We start from the raw sequence: 19,423 nt of genomic DNA, 5'->3' as shown, positions 1-19,423 counted from the left end.
TGTAAGAAAGATCATGTGCATTTCCAGCATTACAATATATTGTAGCGCTACAATCGACCTTCAAGCCGATTTCGTCAAGGATGGGTTTTCTGCGTTTCATTGGTTTGTGAGTATAAAAAACCTTGAGAAGTAACATTGATGAGAATATTTGGTGCATTAGGCCATGAATAACCTCGCTCGCAGCAAAAATGTCATAACGATGCAGTCGGTTGCACAGGCGGCTGGCGTATCGCCTATGACCGTATCCAATGCGTTCCGCTACCCCGAGCGAGTGCTTGAGGAGACGCGGTTGCGCGTTTTTCAGGTCGCGGCGGAACTTGGCTATGTTCCAAACCATTCTGCAGGCATTCTTTCGTCCGGGCAAAGCCGGGTTATTGGCGCAGTCATTCCGTCGATGAAGAATTCGAGCTTCTATAAATATGTGCGCGGGATGCAGGATCGCGCCAGCGAGAGCGGCTATGAGTTGATACTCAAACTTGCGGAAACCAGGCAGGACGAAACGGCAGCAATTCAGACATTTATCGGTTTGCGTGTCGCTGGCATTTCGCTGGTCGGCAACCAGCATTCAGAAGAAGCCATTGATCTTATCAGGAAGACCGAAACACCTGTCGTAGAAGGTTGGGTCACTGACAATGTGCTCGATATGGCGGTTGGCTATTCTATGACAGATGCAACACGGACAATGGCTTGTCTTCTCGTCGAACGAGGTTGCCGTCGTATCGGGTTCGTCGGATATGGTGGCGCATCCGCACGTCGATATAGTGATCGTCTGCCAGCCTTTGAGGAGACCATGGCCGCAGCCGGTCTGGAACATCACCGGGTCTGCATCGTGGATGAAGCGGATGGTTTTGGTGCTGGCCCCAAGGCGCTTGAAGCACTGCGCCGTATCGATCCTGATATCGATGGTGTGATCTGTCCCACCGATATCGTGGCGGCTGGTGTTATATTCGAATGCACACGCCTTGGATGGAAAGTGCCGGAGCGTCTTGCTGTCACCGGATGGGGTGATTACGAGATCGCATCGGAGATCACGCCGGGGCTTTCGACGATCCAGCCGAATGCCTATGAAATGGGTGTGAAGAGTATGGAAATGATTGTCGCACGCGTATCGGGAACGACGGCGGACGATGCAATCGTCGATATCGGGTATGATGTCGTGAAGCGTGAGAGTGCATAGGTTTTTCAGGCACAGATTGTTTAGCTGTTCGCTTTCTTTCTGAAAGAAGAAGCGTCGATGCTCGCAAGCTGATGAATGGTGGACCTATCCGATCTTTTCCGCGCTTGAGCAGACACATGATATGCAGCGCTGAGCTTTAAGAACAGCGGTTGGGAGCGTGGCTTCTACCGGCAAATAACCGTCATGATTGGTGTTTCTCTGATCATCTATCTTCGGATGCGTGATGCCAGCAGAAACAGCATGATCAGGGAAGACTGAGAAGTTAAAATGCCGGGCATTGCAGCCTGGTATTTTTTTGTTGGGTGGAGCGCTTAGTCAACCTCAATCCGTCTGTTGTCCGATGGGGAGGATTTCTCCGAAATCGTTTGTGCTGCATTCTGGATAAGTGGTCCAAAACTGTCGCTGAAGCCTTCAGCGGTCCATTCCTGCAGACTGCCCGCCACATGGATTGCACCGACAGGAGCGCCTCTCCAGTCCAGAATGGGGGCGCCAATTACGACCTCATGATTGAGCAGCTGCCTGCATAGCAGCGAGTGCCCACGTTCACGCGTGGCGCGAACATAGTCCATTACACCTTCAAGATCACGGACAGTATGCTGTGTGAAAGGTGTGAGATCTGAACGGCTGACAATATCTGCAATCTTCTTGTCCGGCAGCCTCGAGAGAATAGCGACGCCGCCTGCCGTGCAATAGGTTGGAACGGCATTTCCAACAATGGTTGCGCTGAACACCTCATGCTTTGACGGCATGCGCAAAGCGTAAATAACGCGAACATCATCGAAGAGCGAAAGATCGACACGCTCGCTGACCCGGCGACGCAGCTCCAGCAAGACCGGATTTGCGCGTTGAAGCATGGGATTAAGTCGCAACAGATCGTGCGTCATGTCGAGAATACGCAAACCAGGTAAATAACCGCGATCTTCAGGGTCGCGGGCCAGCATATTTAGTTTCAACAGAGAATGAACGATACGCTGTGTTGCACTGCGGTCAATGCCAGCAGCGGCTGCTACCTGACTAAGCGACAAAGGATGACGCGCACTTTGAAATGCTGACATGACCGCAACGGTTCTTGCAACTGAGCGCAAGAATAGCGGGTCGTCCTTGTAGGCTTCACCCTCATCAGGATCGAAAGTGGATATGCCGCGCAGGTCTCGAAATGTGTTCATGCGAAAAAGCTTTAATCCAGATTCAAGGATTGACAAGGATCAAAATTGGTCACTATCATAAAAAATCAATATAGATGTATCGCTGACAGATACACATCATAGCCCGAGGGGGCAAATCAGGAAAATGGGAGTGCGCTCGTGTCAAAACGCGTGGCTGTAGCTGGCTTTTTGCATGAAACGAATACATTTGCTGCCGCTCCGGCGACTATGGCGGCCTTTGTTCAGGGTGGCGGATATATTCCGCTTTCGCGTGGTGACGCGATTTTCGAGAATGCGCAGAACGTCAATCTTGGCATTGCTGGCGCGCTCAGGTTTGCACAAGAAGCTGGTTGGGATGTCGTGCCGGTCCTTTGGGCTGGTGCAATACCTTCAGCGCCAGTTACTCAGGACGCCTATGAGGCAATTGTTACAGAGATTGTCTCAGGACTGCGTGATTGCGGTCCACTTGACGGCATTTTCATTGATCTGCACGGTGCAATGGTCGCGGAGCACGTGGATGACGGAGAAGGCGAGCTTCTTGAACGGGTCCGTTCAGTTCGTCCATCTGAGCCTTTATCGATAGCGCTTGATCTGCATGGCAACATCACGCGTCGCATGTTCAAACATGCCGATGTTATGGTTGGCTTCCGTACCTATCCACATGTCGATATGGCCGAAACGGGCTATCGGTCTGCTGAAGCTTTGCAGGCCTTGATGGATAAGCCTGACGGTTTGCATAAGGCGATGCGACAGGGCGATTATCTCATTCCTATTGCATGGCAATGCACGGATGAACAGCCTGCCAAAGACCTGTACGGCATGACGGTCGATGTGCCGGAAAATATACTGACAGCGTCGCTTTTCATGGGGTTTCCCGCTGCCGACTTCGCAGAATGCGGACCTTCGGTCTTTGCTTACGGCTGGGACCGACAGGCAGTTGAGAACTGCGCAGATGACATCCTGGCTGCACTTTCGGCAGCCGAACCGTCCTTCGCAGGTATCTCTTATCAGCCGAAAGAAGGGGTTGAGAAGGCTATCGAGTTGGCAAGAGATGCATCTCGTCCCATCATCATTGCCGATACGCAGGACAACCCCGGCGCAGGCGGCAGCTCGGATACGACCGGGATGCTTCGCGCACTTGTTGCCTGTGATGCAAAACGCGCGGCCATTGGCTGTATCCACGATCCCGAAGCGGCAAGGATTGCGCATCAGGCGGGCGAGGGAACCGAGATCGAAATATCTCTTGGTGGCAAGTCGGGAATTGACGGCGATGAACCATTCAAGGCGAGCTTCATCGTGGAGAAACTTTCAGACGGCAAGGCCCATGCTACGGGGCCTTATTATGGTGGCACGTGGCTGAACATGGGCCCATCGGCTTGTCTGCGTCTTGGTGGAACACGGATCGTTGTCACAACCAACCTCGCGCAGATGGCGGACCGTGCGCTTTATCGTATGGTTGGCATCGAGCCGGAACAGGAAGCCATTCTCGTCAATAAAAGCTCGGTGCATTTCCGGGCCGACTTCGCACCTATTGCGGAAAAACTCCTGGTCTGCACAGCACCCGGAGCAATGCCGCTCAGCCCGGCACAACTATCATGGAAGCACTTGCGCTCGGGCATAAGGCTCGAGCCGCTCGGACCTGAGTTCAAATAAAATAATAAGAATAACAACCTTCAGAGGAACCAAGTAGATGCAGTTTTTTAAATCACCACAACCTGGCCCCATCCTCCGCAAACTAAAATATGGGATAGCAGTTTCACTGATTGCCCTTGGGGCTGGCAACGCATGGGCTGAAACCACGCTGACTGCCGTTATGCATTCGGATTTGCGTATTCTCGATCCGATTATCACTACGGCTCACATCACACGCGATCATGGATACATGATTTACGATGTGCTGATTGCTGTTGATGAAAACTTCAAGCCTCAGCCACAAATGGCAGACTGGACTGTTTCAGACGACAGCAAAACTTACACATTCACGCTGCGCGACGGTTTGAAATTCCACGATGGTGCGCCGGTGACAGCTGCTGATGCTGTGGCTTCGCTTGAGCGCTGGGCCAAGCGCGATGCCGGTGGTCAGCTTATCATGGATATCACAGACTCCCTGAAGGCCACTGATGACAAGACACTGGTCTGGACACTCAAGGAGCCATTCGCGCCGTTCCTTGATACGCTTGCCAAGCAGGCGGCTTTGCCTCCTTTCATCATGCCTGCACGGATTGCTGCAACACCTGCCGATACCGCGATTACCGAACACATTGGTTCTGGTCCGTTCAAGTTTGTGCCAGCGGAGTTTCAGCCCGGCGTTGGCGTCAGCTATCTTAAGAATGAAGACTATGTGCCGCGCGGTGAACCTGCGAGCTGGATGGCCGGTGGTAAGGTGGTGAATGTAGACAAAGTGCGCTGGGTCACCATGACCGATGCGCAAACCGCCGTGAATGCGCTCACAAGCGGTGAAATTGACTATGTCGAACAAATCCCCGTTGATCTGGTGCCGCTCTTTGATGGCGATGACTCTGTGATCCTCGAGCAGCGCGATCCACTCGGCTATCAGACGATGGGACGCCTCAACTTCAAGCATCCGCCGTTCGACAACCCCGACATTCGTCGTGCAGCATTCCTTGCAATGTCGCAGGAGCCAGTGCTTGCAGCGCTGATGGCCGATCCGAATTACTACAAGGTTTGCGGTGCGATTTTCGGCTGCGGCACACCCAATGCCACCAATGTCGGTGCAGAGAGCATCATCGCGCAGGGCAATGTTGAAGAGGCGAAAGAACTGCTCAAAAAAGCCGGCTATGATGGCAAGCCGATTGTATTGATGCAGCCTACCGATGTTACCAGCCTGTCGCCCCAGCCTGTTGTCGCTGCGCAACAACTCCGGGCTGCCGGCTTCACGGTAGACATGCAGCCGATGGATTGGCAGACGCTCGTCGGTCGCCGCGCTTCAAAGGACGAACCTTCAAAAGGCGGTTGGAATATCTTTTTCACAAACTGGCAGATCCCAGAAATCGCTACTCCGCTCAATTCGGTGATGCTGAATGGTCGTGGTGATCAGGGTTGGTTCGGCTGGCCACAGGACGACAAGATCGAAGAACTGAAAAAAGAATATATTGCCGCCAGGACGCCTGAAGAACAGAAGGCCGTTGTCGAAAAGATCCAGGCTCATACGTTGGAGAACGTGCTCTATATCCCGCTTGGTGAATATAACCCGCCACAGGCACGCCGCTCTAATATTGTTGATATGCTCGGCTCTCCGGTTCCGGTCTTCTGGAACGTGAAAAAAACCGAAGAGTAATCCGCCCGCCGCTATCGCGGTCGACGCGGTAGCGCCCAGTTCAATGCGGAACCGGGTTTGTACCGGTTCTGCCTCAAGCGGGACGCGCATATGGCTATCTATCTGTTAAAACGTATCTTTGCGCTCGTGCCAGTGCTGCTGCTGGTATCGATTTTTGTCTTTCTTCTTCTCAGGCTGACGCCGGGTGATCCGGCGGCAATTCTTGCAGGTGATGCTGCAACATCCGAACAACTCGAACGCATTCGTGAGGCGATGGGCCTCAATGAGCCTATTTTGACGCAATATTTCACCTGGATGGGCAAAATATTGCAGGGCGATCTCGGCGTTTCGCTGATTTCGGGTGTTCCTGTGCTCGATATGGTTTCACAACGCATCGGCCCGACAATATCCATTGCGGTTCTGACCATTATCATTGCAGTTCTCGCAGCAATTCCAATGGGCGTGATCGCAGCATGGCGTCATCGTTCGTGGATTGATTATCTCGTCATGAGTTTTTCGGTTCTGGGTTTCTCGGTGCCGGTTTTTCTGGTCGGCTATGTCTTGCTGCTTGTTTTCTCTGTCAATCTGGGCTGGCTTCCGGTGCAGGGTTTCAGGCCGATTTCATCAGGCCTTGGTGGCTTCATGGAGAGGGCGATATTGCCAGCACTGACACTGGCTTCGATCTATATCGCGCTTATTGCCCGCATGACCCGTGCGGCAATGCTTGATGTGCTGGGTGAAGACTATATCCGCACGGCGCGTGCGAAAGGTGTCAGTGATCGCCGCCTTCTTTTCGTTCACGCATTGAAAAATGCTGCCGTGCCGGTCGTTACCATTATTGGCACCGGCTTTGCATTGCTGATTTCGGGCGTAGTTGTGACTGAGAGCATCTTCAATATTCCCGGTATAGGCCGGCTGACTGTGGATGCTGTGTTGGCGCGTGATTATCCGGTCATTCAGGCGATGATCCTCCTGACGAGTGCGCTCTATGTTTTCGTCAACCTTCTGATCGATCTTTCCTACACACTGTTCGACCCAAGGATACGTTATTGATGCGCACAGAACAGACATCGGCAGGCATGCACCGGGTGCTGCGCCTGTTCTCGCTGCCGCGCGCGACACGCGTTGGTATCGGACCGCTGATTGCAGGATTTCTCCTCACTGCAATCCTCCTTCTGACGCTTGCTTCTCCGTGGATCGCTCCCCACGATCCACTGGCCATGAATCCGCTGATGCGTTTAAAGCCGCCTTCGGATGAGTACCGGCTCGGAACTGATAATTATGGCCGGGACCTCTTCTCGCGCATGATCCTGGGTGGCCGCATCTCGCTGTTGATCGGGTTATTCGCTGCCGGGGCTTCGATCGGCGTTGGCGTGTTTATCGGCCTGATTGCCGGCTTCTTCCGCACGGCTGATGCGATCATCATGCGCATGATGGATGCCCTGATGGCGATGCCATCAATCCTTATCGCTATCGCGCTGGTCGCTTTGAATGGTCCGTCGATTGGCTCAGTCATCGTGGCGATTACCATTCCGGAAATCCCGCGTGTGGTGCGACTTGTTCGCTCTGTCATCCTGACTGCGCGAGAGGAACCCTACGTGGAAGCAGCGCTTGCCCTTGGTTCAAGCACTCCAAAAATCCTGTTCCGGCATCTTCTGCCCAATACGATGGCGCCGCTCATTGTGCAGGGCACTTATATTGTCGCATCGGCCATTCTTACCGAAGCGATCCTTTCATTCCTGGGTGCAGGCATCAGTACTGAAATTCCGACATGGGGAAACATCATGGCCGAAGGCCGTCAGTTCTTCCGCATCAAACCGTCCATCGTGCTGTGGCCGGGTCTGTTGCTGACGCTCTGTGTTCTTTCGATCAATCTGCTCGGCGATGCGGCGCGCGATACGCTCGACCCACGTCTGAAAAAGCGGGAGGGCTGATATGGAACTGCGCAACCGTGATTTCACGGCAGAACCTGTCGTGCTGGAAGTTGAAAATCTCGTCGTTGCACTTCCCGGCGGCACGCCGGTGCTTCGCAGCGTGAGCTTTGATATTCGTAAGGGCGAAACAGTCTGTCTGGTGGGTGAGTCTGGGTCGGGAAAATCCGTTACATCGCTGACTGCCATGGGACTTTTACCAAAAGATGCACTGCTGGTAAAAGCGGGTGCTATCAGGCTGGATGGCAAAGATCTTCTCCAGCTCTCGCCCGCAGATATGAAAAAGATGCGTGCTACGCGCATCTCTATGATCTTTCAGGAGCCGATGACTGCGCTGAACCCCGTTATGCGGGTGGGTGAACAGATCACGGAAGTTCTGGACGTGCACACCAACCTGTCAGCGGAAGCCAAACGCACCAAAGTCATCAACATTATGGAGCAGGTTCATCTGCCCGATGTGGAGCGTATTTATCAAAGCTATCCGCATCAGCTTTCGGGCGGTCAACGTCAACGTATTATGATCGCCATGGCGCTCATCCTCGAACCTGTGGTGCTGATTGCTGACGAACCAACCACAGCGCTCGACGTGACGACGCAGAAGCAGATTCTGTCGCTGATTGCGGAGTTGCAGGAGAAGCATGGCACGGCTGTGTTGTTCATCACGCACGATATGGGCGTGGTGGCGGAAATCGCCGACCGGGTCTGCGTCATGCGCAATGGCGAAATTGTAGAACGTGGAACAATTCGCGAAGTTTTGTCATCGCCACAGCAGCAATATACCAAAGATTTGCTGGGTTCTGTACCAAGCCTCATTCCGCGTCTGTCGCGCGAGCCACAAGGGCGGGAAGCGGTGATCCGCGTTCGCGATCTTGGCATGACTTATCGCAGTGGTGGGATTTTCAGCACAAAGCCAGGTGTTAATGCCTCGCGCGAAGTGAATTTCGAGCTCCAGCCGGGACGTACACTCGGTATTGTTGGCGAGTCCGGTTCAGGCAAGACGACCGTTGCGCGCTCTATAATGCGGTTGATCGAACCGACTGAAGGCGAGATCGTCGTCGATGGGCGAGACATTGCACATCTTGGAAAACGCGAGATGAAGCCGTTCCGCAAGAAGCTTCAGGTCGTGTTTCAGGACCCGTTTCGTTCTCTGAACCCACGCTGGACGATTGAACAAAGTCTCACCGAAGGGCCGCTTAATTACGGTGTGCCTTATGAGGAGGCGGTGGCCGAAGCAAAGCGTTTGTTGAAGATCGTTTCCCTGCCTGAGGATTCACTGAAGCGATACCCACATCAGTTTTCCGGGGGGCAGCGCCAACGTATCGCCATTGCACGCGCTGTTGCGCTTCGACCGGATATTCTGGTGGCTGATGAGGCTGTGTCTGCGCTTGATGTTTCGGTGCAGGCACAGGTTCTCGATCTGCTGGCGGAGCTTCAAAGAGACACCGGCATAGCGATCATTTTTATCACGCATGATCTGCGTGTTGCGGCACAGATTTGCGATGAAGTGCTGGTGATGAAACGCGGGCAGGTGGTTGAGCAAGGCGATGCTGCCGATGTGCTTGGCAATCCATCGCATGAATATACGCGTTCTTTGATTGAAGCGGCTCCCGGTCGCTTCTGGGATTTTGCGGCTGGACGTCCAGCCGCCTGATCGGAGGGCCGCAAATGCGGCCCCGGTTATCTTCAATATTTCAAACAGGAATGAAATCATGCCCATCATACCGTTTATTGAGGAGAAAGCCGGCGAGATGCGCGCGGTTTTCGAGGACCTTCATCGTCATCCGGAAATTGGTTTCGAGGAACAACACGCCTCTGGCGTTGTTGCGGAACTCCTGGAAAAATGGGGCTTCGATGAAGTCCATACAGGCATCGCCAAGACCGGTGTTGTCGGTATATTGAGAGGTCGGAACGCTGGCAATCGCCGTGTTGGTCTGCGCGCCGATATGGATGCGCTACCGATTGATGAGATTTCCGGTGTTCCTTATACATCGCAAAATCCGGGCAGAATGCATGCCTGTGGCCATGATGGCCATACGACGATGCTGTTGGGTGCTGCGCAATATCTTGCGGCTACGCGCAATTTTGAAGGGACCGCGGTTTTCGTTTTTCAGCCAGCGGAAGAAGGTCTTGGCGGCGCACGGGGCATGATTGCCGAAGGCCTTTTTGAGCGCTTTCCTTGTGATGAAATCTACGGGATGCACAATCAGCCACTGGGCACGCTTGGCAAAGCGGTCATTCGCAAGGGTGCGGCCATGGCAGGCGCCAGCTTCTTTGATATCAAACTTACCGGCAAAGGCAGCCACGCAGCACAGCCCCACAATGCCCGTGACGTTCTGGTGATTGGTGCGGATCTGGTCGGGCAATTGCAGACCATTGTCTCGCGTAATATTCCGGCAACGGATGCTTGTGTGGTTTCCTGCACCCAATTCCATACCGGTAGCGCCTACAATATCGTGCCGGAAGTGGCGACGATCACCGGCACGATCCGCTATTTCGAGCAGCGTGTTTGCGAACTGGCAGAAACCCGTCTTCGTGAGATTTGTGCGGGTGTTGCCTCAGGTTATGGCATCAAGGTTGATGTCGATATCCGCAATGTCTTTGATGTTTTGCGCAATGATAATGAGCTGTCTGACGCCTACATCGCTGCTGCGCGCGATGTGCTGGGTGAGGAAAATGTAAGCGATGACTGCCCGGCCTTTATGGGCAGTGAGGATTTTGCGGACATGCTGGCCCGGGTGCCGGGTGCTTACATCAATGTACTGCACGGCGGGAAAGCAGCCCTGCACAATCCTGCCTTTATGCTTGAACCGGAAACGCTACCGATTGGCTCATCGATCTATGCCCGGATTGTTGAAACTCGCCTGCCAGTGAATAAGGACTTAGCTGCATGAGTGCGCATGAATTACCCTTTGATCTTGATGGCATGATTGCACGTCTGCGGCCGTGGATTGAAACGGAAAGCCCGACATTTGATGCGGCTGCCGTCAATCGTATGGTTGAAACGGCTGCCTATGATTTTGCGGCTGCGGGTGCCAGCATTGAGTTTATTCCGGGGCGTATGGGCTTTGGCGGCTCGCTGCGCGCACGGTTTCCGCATGCAAACCAAGGTAAGCCGGGAATTATGGTCTCCGGACATCTCGATACGGTTCATCCGCTTGGCGTGATCGACATTAATCCTTATCGCCGTGAGAGCGGCAGGATTTATGGCCCTGGTATTCAGGATATGAAGGGTGGAAATTTTGTGGCGCTCGAAGCCATGCGACAGATAGCAAGAAGCGGACTTGCAACCAAGCTGCCTGTCACCTTCCTGCTGACACCTGATGAAGAGGTCGGGACGCCTTCAACGCGTGATCTGATCGAGCAGGAAGCCCTCAAGAACAAATATGTACTGGTGCCCGAACCTGCGCGGCGTGATGGCGGTGCTGTTGTCGGACGCTATGCGATAGCGCGCTACAATCTTGAGACTATAGGCAAGCCAAGTCATGCGGGTTGGTTGTTGAAGGAAGGCCGTTCGGCAATCCGGCGCATGGCGGAAAAAATAATCGAAATCGAAGCGCTCACGACTGATGACTGCACCTTCTCGGTTGGGGTTATTCAAGCGGGACAATGGGTCAATTGTGTTTCATCGAGCTGTAATGCCGAAGCGCTCAGCATGGCCAAAACCCAGAAAGATCTGGAAGACGGTGTTGCGCGCATCATGTCTCTTGCCGGTACCAAAGACGATGTCGAGTTGATCGTTACGCGCGGTGTGACGCGACCCGTCTGGGAGCCGGGACAGCCACAGGATATGAAGCTCTTCAACTTTGCCAACGATGTTGCCAAGGAAATCGGTTTCACCATGACCGCTCAGAGTTCGGGCGGCGGTTCTGATGGTAATTTCACCGGTGCGCTTGGTGTGCCAACGCTCGATTCCATCGGTGTACGCGGTGAGGGCCTGCATACTTTGGGCGAGCATATTTTCGAGGATAGTCTGGTGGAACGTGCCCGTCTTCACGCGGGCTTATTTCTGGGACTCGAATAAATTGTAAAAGAGTGGTTTCTGATAAAATACAATCATCGGAGCCGCTCTGCCTGTTTGTTTTACTTATTTTCAGGAAACACCTGAGGTGCGGCTATGTCCGATTCAACAAGATTAACCGCAGCCCGCGTTGCGGGTCTGCAAAACGATGTCACAATCCGTGTAGATCAATGGGGCATTGCTCATATCAGGGCAGAAAACCTCCATGATCTCTTTTTTGCGCAAGGCTGGAACGCTGCGCGTGACCGTCTTTGGCAGATCGATATCGCGCGCAAGCGTGGACTTGGTTTGTTGGCACGTGATTTTGGGCCCGGTTATCTGGAGCAGGATAAGGCCGCACGGTTGCTTCTTTACCGCGGCGACATGGCGTTGGAATGGAAGGCATATGGGCCGGATTCAGAGGAAATCTGCACCGCTTTTGCCAAAGGTATCAACGCCTATGTGGATGCTTGCAATTCAGGCGAGATACCGCTTCCTCCTGAATTTACGCTCCTTGGTCACAAGCCTGATCGCTGGAAGCCGGAAGATGTGGTGCGTGTGCGTACGCACTCGCTGACACGCAATGCATCGTCCGAACTTCTGCGTTCCAAAGTCATGGCAATCGCTGGTGTGGAACTGGGAGCGGAGCTTGATATGCTTCGTAAGGAGTTATCATACGGGGTGGTGCCTGAACCGGTTGACGGTTTTGATCCCAGCGTCATGACCGACAGGGTGTTGCGCGACTTTCAGCTAGCTGTAAGTCCAGCCACTTTTTCAAAGAAACGGCTTGTCGCAACCCTGGTCGAGGCAGATCAATGGACGATAATCTCATCATCAGGTGAGATCGTGCGGGCTTCTTTTGAAGAAGGCTCAAACAATTGGGCCATATCGGCAGAAAAGACCACAACAGGTCGACCTATACTGGCCCTTGATCCACATCGTACGCATGTTTTGCCCTCTATCCGGTATATCGTTCACCTAACAATGCCAGGTCTGGATTTGATCGGCGCAGGCGAACCTATGGTGCCCGGAATATCCATGGGACATAACGGTACTGCTGCTTTCGGGCTCACCATTTTCGGCGCAGATCAGGAAGACATTTATATCTACCAGACCGATGAAAACGATCCTGATCAATATGCCTATCAGGATGGTTGGGAGACGTTCAGAACCATTACCGAAACTATTCCGGTCAAAGGATATCCTGACCAGACAGTTGATTTGAAATTCACACGGCATGGCCCAGTTCTCTATCAGGACCACGAGAATAATCGTGCATTTGGTTTGAGGACTGTCTGGATGGATGCGGGTATGGCACCATATATGGCGAGCTTGTCTGTCATGCGGGCGAAAACCTATTCCGAGTATGCAAGTGCACTCGAAGGTTGGGGCTGCCCCTCAGTCAATCATATCTATGCTGATACAACGAATACGATTGCGTGGAAGCCGTCCGGCGCCACACCCATCAGGAACAATTGGGATGGCCTTTTGCCTGTTCCGGGTGATGGGCGCTATGAATGGAGCGGCTATATCGCACCCGAAGCAGGTCCGTACGAAGTCAATCCACCACGCGGTTTTGTTGCGACAGCTAATGCCATGAATGTCCCGGACGATTGGACTGTCTCAAATCCCGCTATCGGTTATGAGTGGCTGGATAGTAGCCGTCATGACACGCTTCACAGTCAACTATCCCGCAGGGAACCTATTTCGCTTGAGGATTGTGCACGACTGCAATGTTCAACATCTTCGCCAATCGCTGCCCGTTTGTTGAAATGTCTGAGGGCGTTGCCTGTTCATGACGAGGAAACAGAGGCTTGGACGCTTCTCCAGAATTGGGACGGAGACCTCTCTGCTGATTCCGCTGCCGCCGCGCTTTTCGAAATATGGTTGAGCAAACATCTCGGTGCGCTTGCTGCTCGAACAATGAGGGCTGCTCCGGAGGTCGTTCCACTGCTCATGCCGTTTGATGCGCCTAGCATTGCCTCATGGCTGGAAACTGCGGCCTCGACTGGCGAACATATTAACGCTATTCGCCAAAGCCTTGCGGATGCTTGGGCGGAATGTATTTCATTGATGGGTGAGGATATGGCGACATGGGCGTGGGGACGCATTCACACGCTCCAACTTCGCCACCCACTTCAGTCACTGACGGACAATCACTGGTCGCTGGGCCCTATCGCGTTGGGGGGCAGTAGCTCCACACTCAACTATGCCAATTATAGGTTGAGTGATTTTTCGGTGGTCGTGGGGCCGTCAGTGCGAATGATTATCGATGTTGGGGCTTGGGACAACAGTCTGTTTGTCAATAATCCGGGCCAATCCGGATTACCAGCGTCGCGGCATTATTCCGATCTTCTCAGGAACTGGCACGAAGGAAAGCCTGTTCCACTGCTCTATTCGCAAGAGAGCATCGATGCGGCGACCGTCACGAAAATAATGTTGAGCGCGGGTTGATGATGCCCGCGTCTCAACAGGATTACTTCATCGTAATCATGACATAGGTCGGGTAGACCTCAACAAAAATCAACGGCGTAGCATTGATGATGGTCGCCTGATCAATCGGTGAAATACGGACATTGGCGAGCATATTCTCGAGCTTGGCCCGGTTATCCTTGCTGTTGAAGAATTTGTCTTTCTCATCTTCCGCATCGGCTTTGCCAAACTGGTGGACGTTGGCCCGATCCTGTCTGACAATGCCTGCCACTTTGGTGAGGCGCTGACCGGATGAGCTATAGTGATCGCGCTCGCTTAAACGAGCATAATAAGTGTCGATTGGCTTCTCTGCGGCCGTCGCAGTTCCCGTAACCGCCAGCACCATAGCTGCCATGATAGTCGAGCGCATGATATCTCCTTATATCCACCTCAACTACTAGCAGTTTCAGGCGTGTTCTTCAGTCTGTTCTTACTGTTTTACCCGCATTTTTACAGCAACGCAGCAACAACTGAACAATCGGCAGTGGAACGGGCGGTTTCGGGTCAACGTATTCCGCCCGTACTGTTCCGAATGATCAATGGGGAGGCGATTACTGATTGCTGGTTTAAATCTGAAAGCTTTCCTGGCTCACTTTCTGAGAGAATCTCTATCGCCTTCTCGACCATCTGCGGGCCATCATGGACCAGTGTGGTCAGATTATAGGAGGCCCAACCAGCTTCGGCGATATTGTCATATCCGCCAACGAGAATGTCGTTGGGAACATTGATCTGAAACTCCTGACGAAGGGCATCCATCGCGCCGAGTGCGATGAGATCGTTAGCGCAGAAGATTGCGTCTGGAAGGTCTTTGGATGAGCTGATGATATCGCGAAGGTTCTTTATCGCCTGATAGCCGGATTCATAGCGAAAATTCCCTTCAAGAATAAGCGGTTGATCCAAACCAGCTTCTTCGATTGCTGAGAAAAAGCCGAGCTTGCGATCGATGTTCGCCTGACTGTCCGTCGGTCCGGTGATGTAGCCAAATTTCTTTGCGCCGCGTTGGATGAAATGCTGCGCCATTGTGCGAGAGCCGCCAATATTGTCGCAGCTGATGGAATGAACCCAACCATCGGAAAACGGCGTGTTGAATGAGATCACAGGCACACGCAACTGCGATAATTGTTCGGCGGCTTCTTGCGACAGCACGGCCAACGCACTGACGATTGCATCGACACGATAACCGGCAAGCATTGGAACAATGTCATCGAATGTGTGGCCGCTATTGGCGTGGACCAAAAGCACGCGCCAACCTTCATCCTGAAGCCTTTGGGAAAAAGTCTCAAGAACAGTCGAATAAAATGGATTATACAGTCCGCCAATCACCACCGCCACCAGACGCGAGCGATGGCTGAGCATGATGCCGGGAATAAAACTTGGGCGATAGCCAAGTTCTTCCGCTGCGGCCATCACCTTCTTGCGTGTCTCTGGCGACACACTGGCGCCGGGCTTGTATGTTCTGGAAACAGCGGATTGGGAAACGCCTGCCAGTCTTGCCACATCTGTGGAGGATGCGTAGGGCTTGTCACGCTTCATTCCATATCCTTCGCGTTTTTTTGTCCTGTTTTTGAACAATCATCAGTTTTTGTTTTGCCATTATGTTCAAAGGCTTTCAAGGATTTGGGAAGTCTTCCCAGGTGTCAGATCACGTTTCCTGAAAATTTCCTATTGACGACATAGCTTCACTTTGCATAGCTATGCAACGCAAATGACTAGCTAGTCAATGCGTGTTTTGGGAGGAAACACATGACCCTTATTCGTACAAAGCCATTCAGCAGACGTGCATTCATGAAGGGTGCAGCCGGTCTTGGCGCTCTTTCAGCTTTCAGTGGTATGTCTTCACTGCGCGCACTCGCTGAAGAGAAGCCGACGCTGGTCAACGCGATCCGCTCGCTGTCCAATCCATATCACGCAGCCTGGAACAAGGGCGGCGAAGCTTTCGCTAAGTCGCTTGGCCTTGACTATGTGACGCTTGTTACCGAAGGCGACAGCGAGAAGGGCATTGCCGATATCCGTGCAATCCTCGCACGCACTGGCGGTAATGCTATCATCAATGTCGATCCAAATGATGCAGCCGATGCGCGCCCAATCGTGGAAGCTTGCGTCGCGGCCAAGGCTCATGTGCTGACGCAGTGGAACAAGCCTGCTGATCTGCATCCGTGGGATCATGATCCATACTACGTTGCTCATGTGAGCTTTGACGGTCAGCGTTATGGTGCTGAAACTGCGGAAATCCTCATCAAGTCCATTGGCGGCAAGGGCGGCATTCTGGGTCTTGGTGGCACGCTGTCCAATACCGTTGCTATCGATCGCCGCTCCGGTCTTGAGAAAGCGCTGGCTGCGCATCCTGATGTTCAGCTCCTTGATTTTCAGGTTGCTGATTGGCAATCGAGCAAGGCGTTCGACGTTGTCAGTGCATGGCTCACGCGTTTTGGCGATGACATTAAGGGCATCTGGTGCGCCAATGACGATATGGGTATTGGCGCATTGGAAGCCTTGCGCGCGGAAGGTCTTGCTGGCCAGATACCGATCACCGGCGTTGATGGTATTGGAACGGCAGTTGAAGCTGTGAAGAATGGCGAATTTGCAGCGACCGTTTCTTCCGACCCGTTCTGGCAGGGCGCGATGGGGCTTGCAATTCCTTACAGCGCACGCGCCGGGGTCTTTGATCCATCGAAAGAACCGAAAGATCACCGCGAGTTTTACGGAACGGCTTTGGTCGTGACGAAAGACAACGTCGATGATTTCTACGAAAATAACATCAAGAACACACCAAACCTTGATTTCAAGGACCTTTGGGGACGTGCAAGCGGACAGATCCGCGAGGGCTGATAAGCCCGTCGCGGTCTGAAACCTCCCGTCATACGTGGCGGAATATTGCCTGACAGGAAAAGTATATGAGAGTTGCGAGCCAGGATTTCACTCCGGCTGACGCTAAGGGCGTAGCCATGTCTAAAAACGGCCTCCAAAGCAGATTGCCGGAGCTGATGCGCCGGCTCGCACCGCTTATCGTGTTGCTTGTGCTCTGCGTGGGGCTGGGGTTGATCAGCCCAAACTTCTTTTCGGTCAACAACTTCATACGCATTGCATCTGCTTCCGCAATTCCGGTCGTTCTGACACTCGGTGCGACTTTCGTGATCCTGCTGGGCAGTATCGATCTTTCGATTGAAGGCGTCATGGCACTGGCGGGGGTGGTGCTGGCTTCGCTGGTGGCAGCAGACAGTTCGTGGTTTGGCAGTATTGTCGGTGTAATTGCGGCGGTTGCGGTCGGAGCTGCGATGGGAGCCTTTTCCGGGCTGCTGCATGTCATCCTGCGGATACCATCTTTCATGGTCACGCTTGGCATGTGGTTCATCGGGCTTGGCATCGCTACCCTGATAGTCGGGGGTGGAACGATTGCGATTCGAGAAGCAGCAGTGCGGAGTTTCGCATTGGAGCGTTTCGCAGGTCTTCCTTTCACTGTGTGGATTGCACTTGCGGCGCTGTTTGTCGCCTGGGTCGTGCAAAATCACACGCGTCTTGGTCGCCACATCTATGCCCTTGGCGGCGGCGAGGACATTGCGGTTCTATCCGGCGTATCGGTGCTGCGTACCAAGCTCTTCGTCTTTGCAATGGCTGGCGCGTTCTACGGGCTTGGTGCCGTGCTTGCAGCGGCGCAACTGGGGCAGAGCAATGCCGATATTGGCACCGGGCGTCTCTTCACCACCATTACGGCTGTTGTGGTTGGCGGAACCTCGCTTTTGGGTGGGCAAGGTGGTGTTCTGCAATCGCTGCTTGGTGTTCTCATCGTTTCTGTTTTGGCTAACGGCATGGTTTTGCTCGGTATTCCGCCTTACCTGCAACAAGCAGTTCTCGGTCTGATGATTATCGGAGCGGTCGCCTATGCCACGCGCCGCACACGCTTCAAGATTGTGAAATAAGCCATGTTGACGATCAGTGGACTGACAAAATCATTTGGCAGTGTTCATGCTCTTAAGGGCGTGGATCTGGAAATTCATCCGGGCGAGGTTGTTGGCCTTGTTGGCGAAAATGGTGCAGGTAAATCAACCCTGATGCGCATTCTCGCAGGGACTCAGCGTCCAAGTGCGGGAACGATTACCCGCAATGGCAAGCCCTTCGCCGTCAACTCGCCCCAACAGGCGAACGAGCAAGGCGTTGCTATGGTGTTTCAGGAGCAGTCGCTGTTGCTGAACCTTTCGATTGCCCAGAATATATTTCTTGGTCAGGAACAGCGTTTCATCCGCTTTGGACTTGTGAACTGGCGCAAGATGAACGAGGCCGCTGCCAGGCATTTGAAACAGGTCGGTATTCTTGCCGATCCGGCAAGTCTTGCCGGGGATCTCTCCTTTGCAGAACGTCAGATGGTAGAACTTGCCAAGGCACTGTCGCTTGCCGATCGTGTCGATGGCGATCTGATCATTCTGCTCGATGAGCCGACATCGGTGCTGGAGCAATCGGAAATCGATATTCTGTTTGATCGTGTCCGGGCGCTTAAATCACGTGCTAGCTTCGTGTTTGTATCTCATCGCCTTGATGAGGTGCTGGAAATCAGCGACCGCATTTATGTGATGAAGGACGGCCAGGGCGTTGCCACGATGGAGGCTGCGGGCGTCGATGGTGCTGACTTGCATCGCATCATGGTGGGCCGCGAGATGCATACCGAATATTATCTGGAGTCGGAACAAGCGGAGCCGAGCGATAAGATTGCGCTGGAGGCGCGCAATCTCTCCTGTGCGGGCAAATATCGCAATGTTGATCTGATGCTGCGCGAAGGCGAGATACTTGGAATTGCAGGCGTCATCGGTTCAGGGCGTGAAGAGCTGATCCGCAGTTTCTTCGGTTTTGAGACACCGACTTCAGGTGAAATGTTCTTGCATGGCAAGGTGGTGAAGCTTGCCAATCCTACAGAAGCTGTGGGGCTCGGCATTGGCTATATTCCAAGTGAGCGCAGGCTTGAAGGCCTTGTTATGATGATGCCGATTTCTTCCAACATCACGCTGTCGCGCCTTGATGTTGTGGAAGGCCCGGTCGGTATTCAGCATCATCGTGAGACGGCTCTGGCCGAAGACTGGATCAAGAAACTCTCAATCCGCACACCTGGTCCTCATGCACTTTGTCAGGCGCTGAGCGGCGGCAACCAGCAGAAGGTTGTTTTGGCCAAGTGGCTGACAGCAGGTTCACGCATTCTGATCCTCGACCATCCAACGCGCGGTGTGGATGTGGGTGCAAAGGAAGAAATCTTTCGCCTGATGCGTCAGTTAAGCCGCGATGGCTATGCGATCATTCTCATCGCTGACACGCTCGAAGAAACAATAGGCCTGTCGCACAATATTCTGGTCATGCGGGATGGCGAAGTCACTGCCCGTATTCCGGCACCGTCCGGCGCAAAGCCGTCGCAGGTGCAACTGGTCGAGCACATGGTGTAAT

The 19,423-nt window shown here is 53.4% G+C and carries 15 protein-coding genes; 12 read left to right on the top strand and 3 right to left on the bottom strand.

Annotated features, from left to right (window positions below; translation table 11 throughout):
- Nucleotides 1–163: 163 nt before the first annotated feature.
- On the top strand, nt 164–1,177 hold the full coding sequence (locus tag CEV32_RS07090) for a LacI family DNA-binding transcriptional regulator (RefSeq protein ID WP_235818756.1): 1,014 nt from the start codon (nt 164–166) through the stop codon (nt 1,175–1,177).
- A gap of 311 nt (nt 1,178–1,488) precedes the next feature.
- Here CEV32_RS07090 and CEV32_RS07080 read toward each other — a convergent pair whose 3' ends face one another.
- Nucleotides 1,489–2,343 (bottom strand): IclR family transcriptional regulator, encoded by an 855-nt coding sequence (locus CEV32_RS07080; RefSeq protein ID WP_094575617.1) that lies wholly within the window; start codon nt 2,341–2,343, stop codon nt 1,489–1,491.
- Between the two features lie 138 nt (nt 2,344–2,481).
- Between CEV32_RS07080 and CEV32_RS07075 the strand changes: the two genes are divergently transcribed.
- The 8 genes from CEV32_RS07075 (at nt 2,482) to CEV32_RS07040 (ending at nt 13,981) form a co-directional block, all read left to right on the top strand.
- Entirely contained in the window at nt 2,482–3,975 is a 1,494-nt protein-coding gene (locus CEV32_RS07075; protein ID WP_094575615.1) for a M81 family metallopeptidase, read from the top strand.
- A gap of 37 nt (nt 3,976–4,012) precedes the next feature.
- On the top strand, nt 4,013–5,620 hold the full coding sequence (locus CEV32_RS07070; RefSeq protein WP_094575613.1) for an ABC transporter substrate-binding protein: 1,608 nt from the start codon (nt 4,013–4,015) through the stop codon (nt 5,618–5,620).
- Between the two features lie 90 nt (nt 5,621–5,710).
- Nucleotides 5,711–6,652 (top strand): ABC transporter permease, encoded by a 942-nt coding sequence (locus tag CEV32_RS07065; protein ID WP_094575611.1) that lies wholly within the window; start codon nt 5,711–5,713, stop codon nt 6,650–6,652.
- Nucleotides 6,652–7,533, top strand: coding sequence for an ABC transporter permease (locus CEV32_RS07060; protein ID WP_094575609.1), 882 nt, complete (start codon nt 6,652–6,654; stop codon nt 7,531–7,533). The genes CEV32_RS07065 and CEV32_RS07060 overlap by 1 nt, the downstream gene beginning before the upstream one ends.
- Nucleotide 7,534: 1 nt before the next feature.
- The gene (locus CEV32_RS07055; RefSeq protein WP_094575607.1) at nt 7,535–9,181 is read left to right on the top strand and encodes an ABC transporter ATP-binding protein; all 1,647 of its coding nucleotides are present in this window, start codon (nt 7,535–7,537) and stop codon (nt 9,179–9,181) included.
- Between the two features lie 58 nt (nt 9,182–9,239).
- Nucleotides 9,240–10,421: a M20 aminoacylase family protein gene (locus CEV32_RS07050; protein WP_094575605.1), complete on the top strand. Its 1,182-nt coding sequence runs from the start codon at nt 9,240–9,242 to the stop codon at nt 10,419–10,421.
- Nucleotides 10,418–11,551, top strand: a complete 1,134-nt coding sequence (locus tag CEV32_RS07045) for a M20/M25/M40 family metallo-hydrolase (protein WP_094575603.1) — start codon at nt 10,418–10,420, stop codon at nt 11,549–11,551. Before CEV32_RS07050 ends, CEV32_RS07045 begins: the two co-directional genes overlap by 4 nt.
- Nucleotides 11,552–11,644: 93 nt before the next feature.
- Entirely contained in the window at nt 11,645–13,981 is a 2,337-nt protein-coding gene (locus tag CEV32_RS07040) for a penicillin acylase family protein (RefSeq protein WP_094575601.1), read from the top strand.
- Nucleotides 13,982–14,003: 22 nt separating this feature from the next.
- Here CEV32_RS07040 and CEV32_RS07035 read toward each other — a convergent pair whose 3' ends face one another.
- Together CEV32_RS07035 and CEV32_RS07030 are read right to left on the bottom strand one after the other, a co-directional pair.
- On the bottom strand, nt 14,004–14,369 hold the full coding sequence (locus tag CEV32_RS07035) for a hypothetical protein (RefSeq protein WP_094575599.1): 366 nt from the start codon (nt 14,367–14,369) through the stop codon (nt 14,004–14,006).
- Nucleotides 14,370–14,503: 134 nt separating this feature from the next.
- A complete protein-coding gene (locus tag CEV32_RS07030; RefSeq protein ID WP_094575597.1) occupies nt 14,504–15,532 on the bottom strand; it encodes a LacI family DNA-binding transcriptional regulator in 1,029 nt (342 codons plus the stop codon).
- Nucleotides 15,533–15,742: 210 nt separating this feature from the next.
- Here CEV32_RS07030 and CEV32_RS07025 point away from each other — a divergent pair, with 210 nt between their 5' ends.
- From CEV32_RS07025 to CEV32_RS07015, 3 genes are all read left to right on the top strand, one after another.
- The gene (locus CEV32_RS07025; RefSeq protein WP_094575595.1) at nt 15,743–16,828 is read left to right on the top strand and encodes a sugar ABC transporter substrate-binding protein; all 1,086 of its coding nucleotides are present in this window, start codon (nt 15,743–15,745) and stop codon (nt 16,826–16,828) included.
- Nucleotides 16,829–16,893: 65 nt separating this feature from the next.
- Nucleotides 16,894–17,916, top strand: coding sequence for an ABC transporter permease (locus tag CEV32_RS07020; RefSeq protein WP_235818755.1), 1,023 nt, complete (start codon nt 16,894–16,896; stop codon nt 17,914–17,916).
- Nucleotides 17,917–17,919: 3 nt separating this feature from the next.
- A complete protein-coding gene (locus CEV32_RS07015; protein ID WP_094575593.1) occupies nt 17,920–19,422 on the top strand; it encodes a sugar ABC transporter ATP-binding protein in 1,503 nt (500 codons plus the stop codon).
- Nucleotide 19,423: the final 1 nt, after the last annotated feature.

This window comes from Brucella rhizosphaerae, from assembly GCF_002252475.1.
GTDB classification, from domain to species: domain Bacteria; phylum Pseudomonadota; class Alphaproteobacteria; order Rhizobiales; family Rhizobiaceae; genus Brucella; species Brucella rhizosphaerae.
The sequence above is the reverse complement of the archived record's forward strand: the minus strand, read 5'-3'. Positions and strand labels throughout refer to the sequence as shown.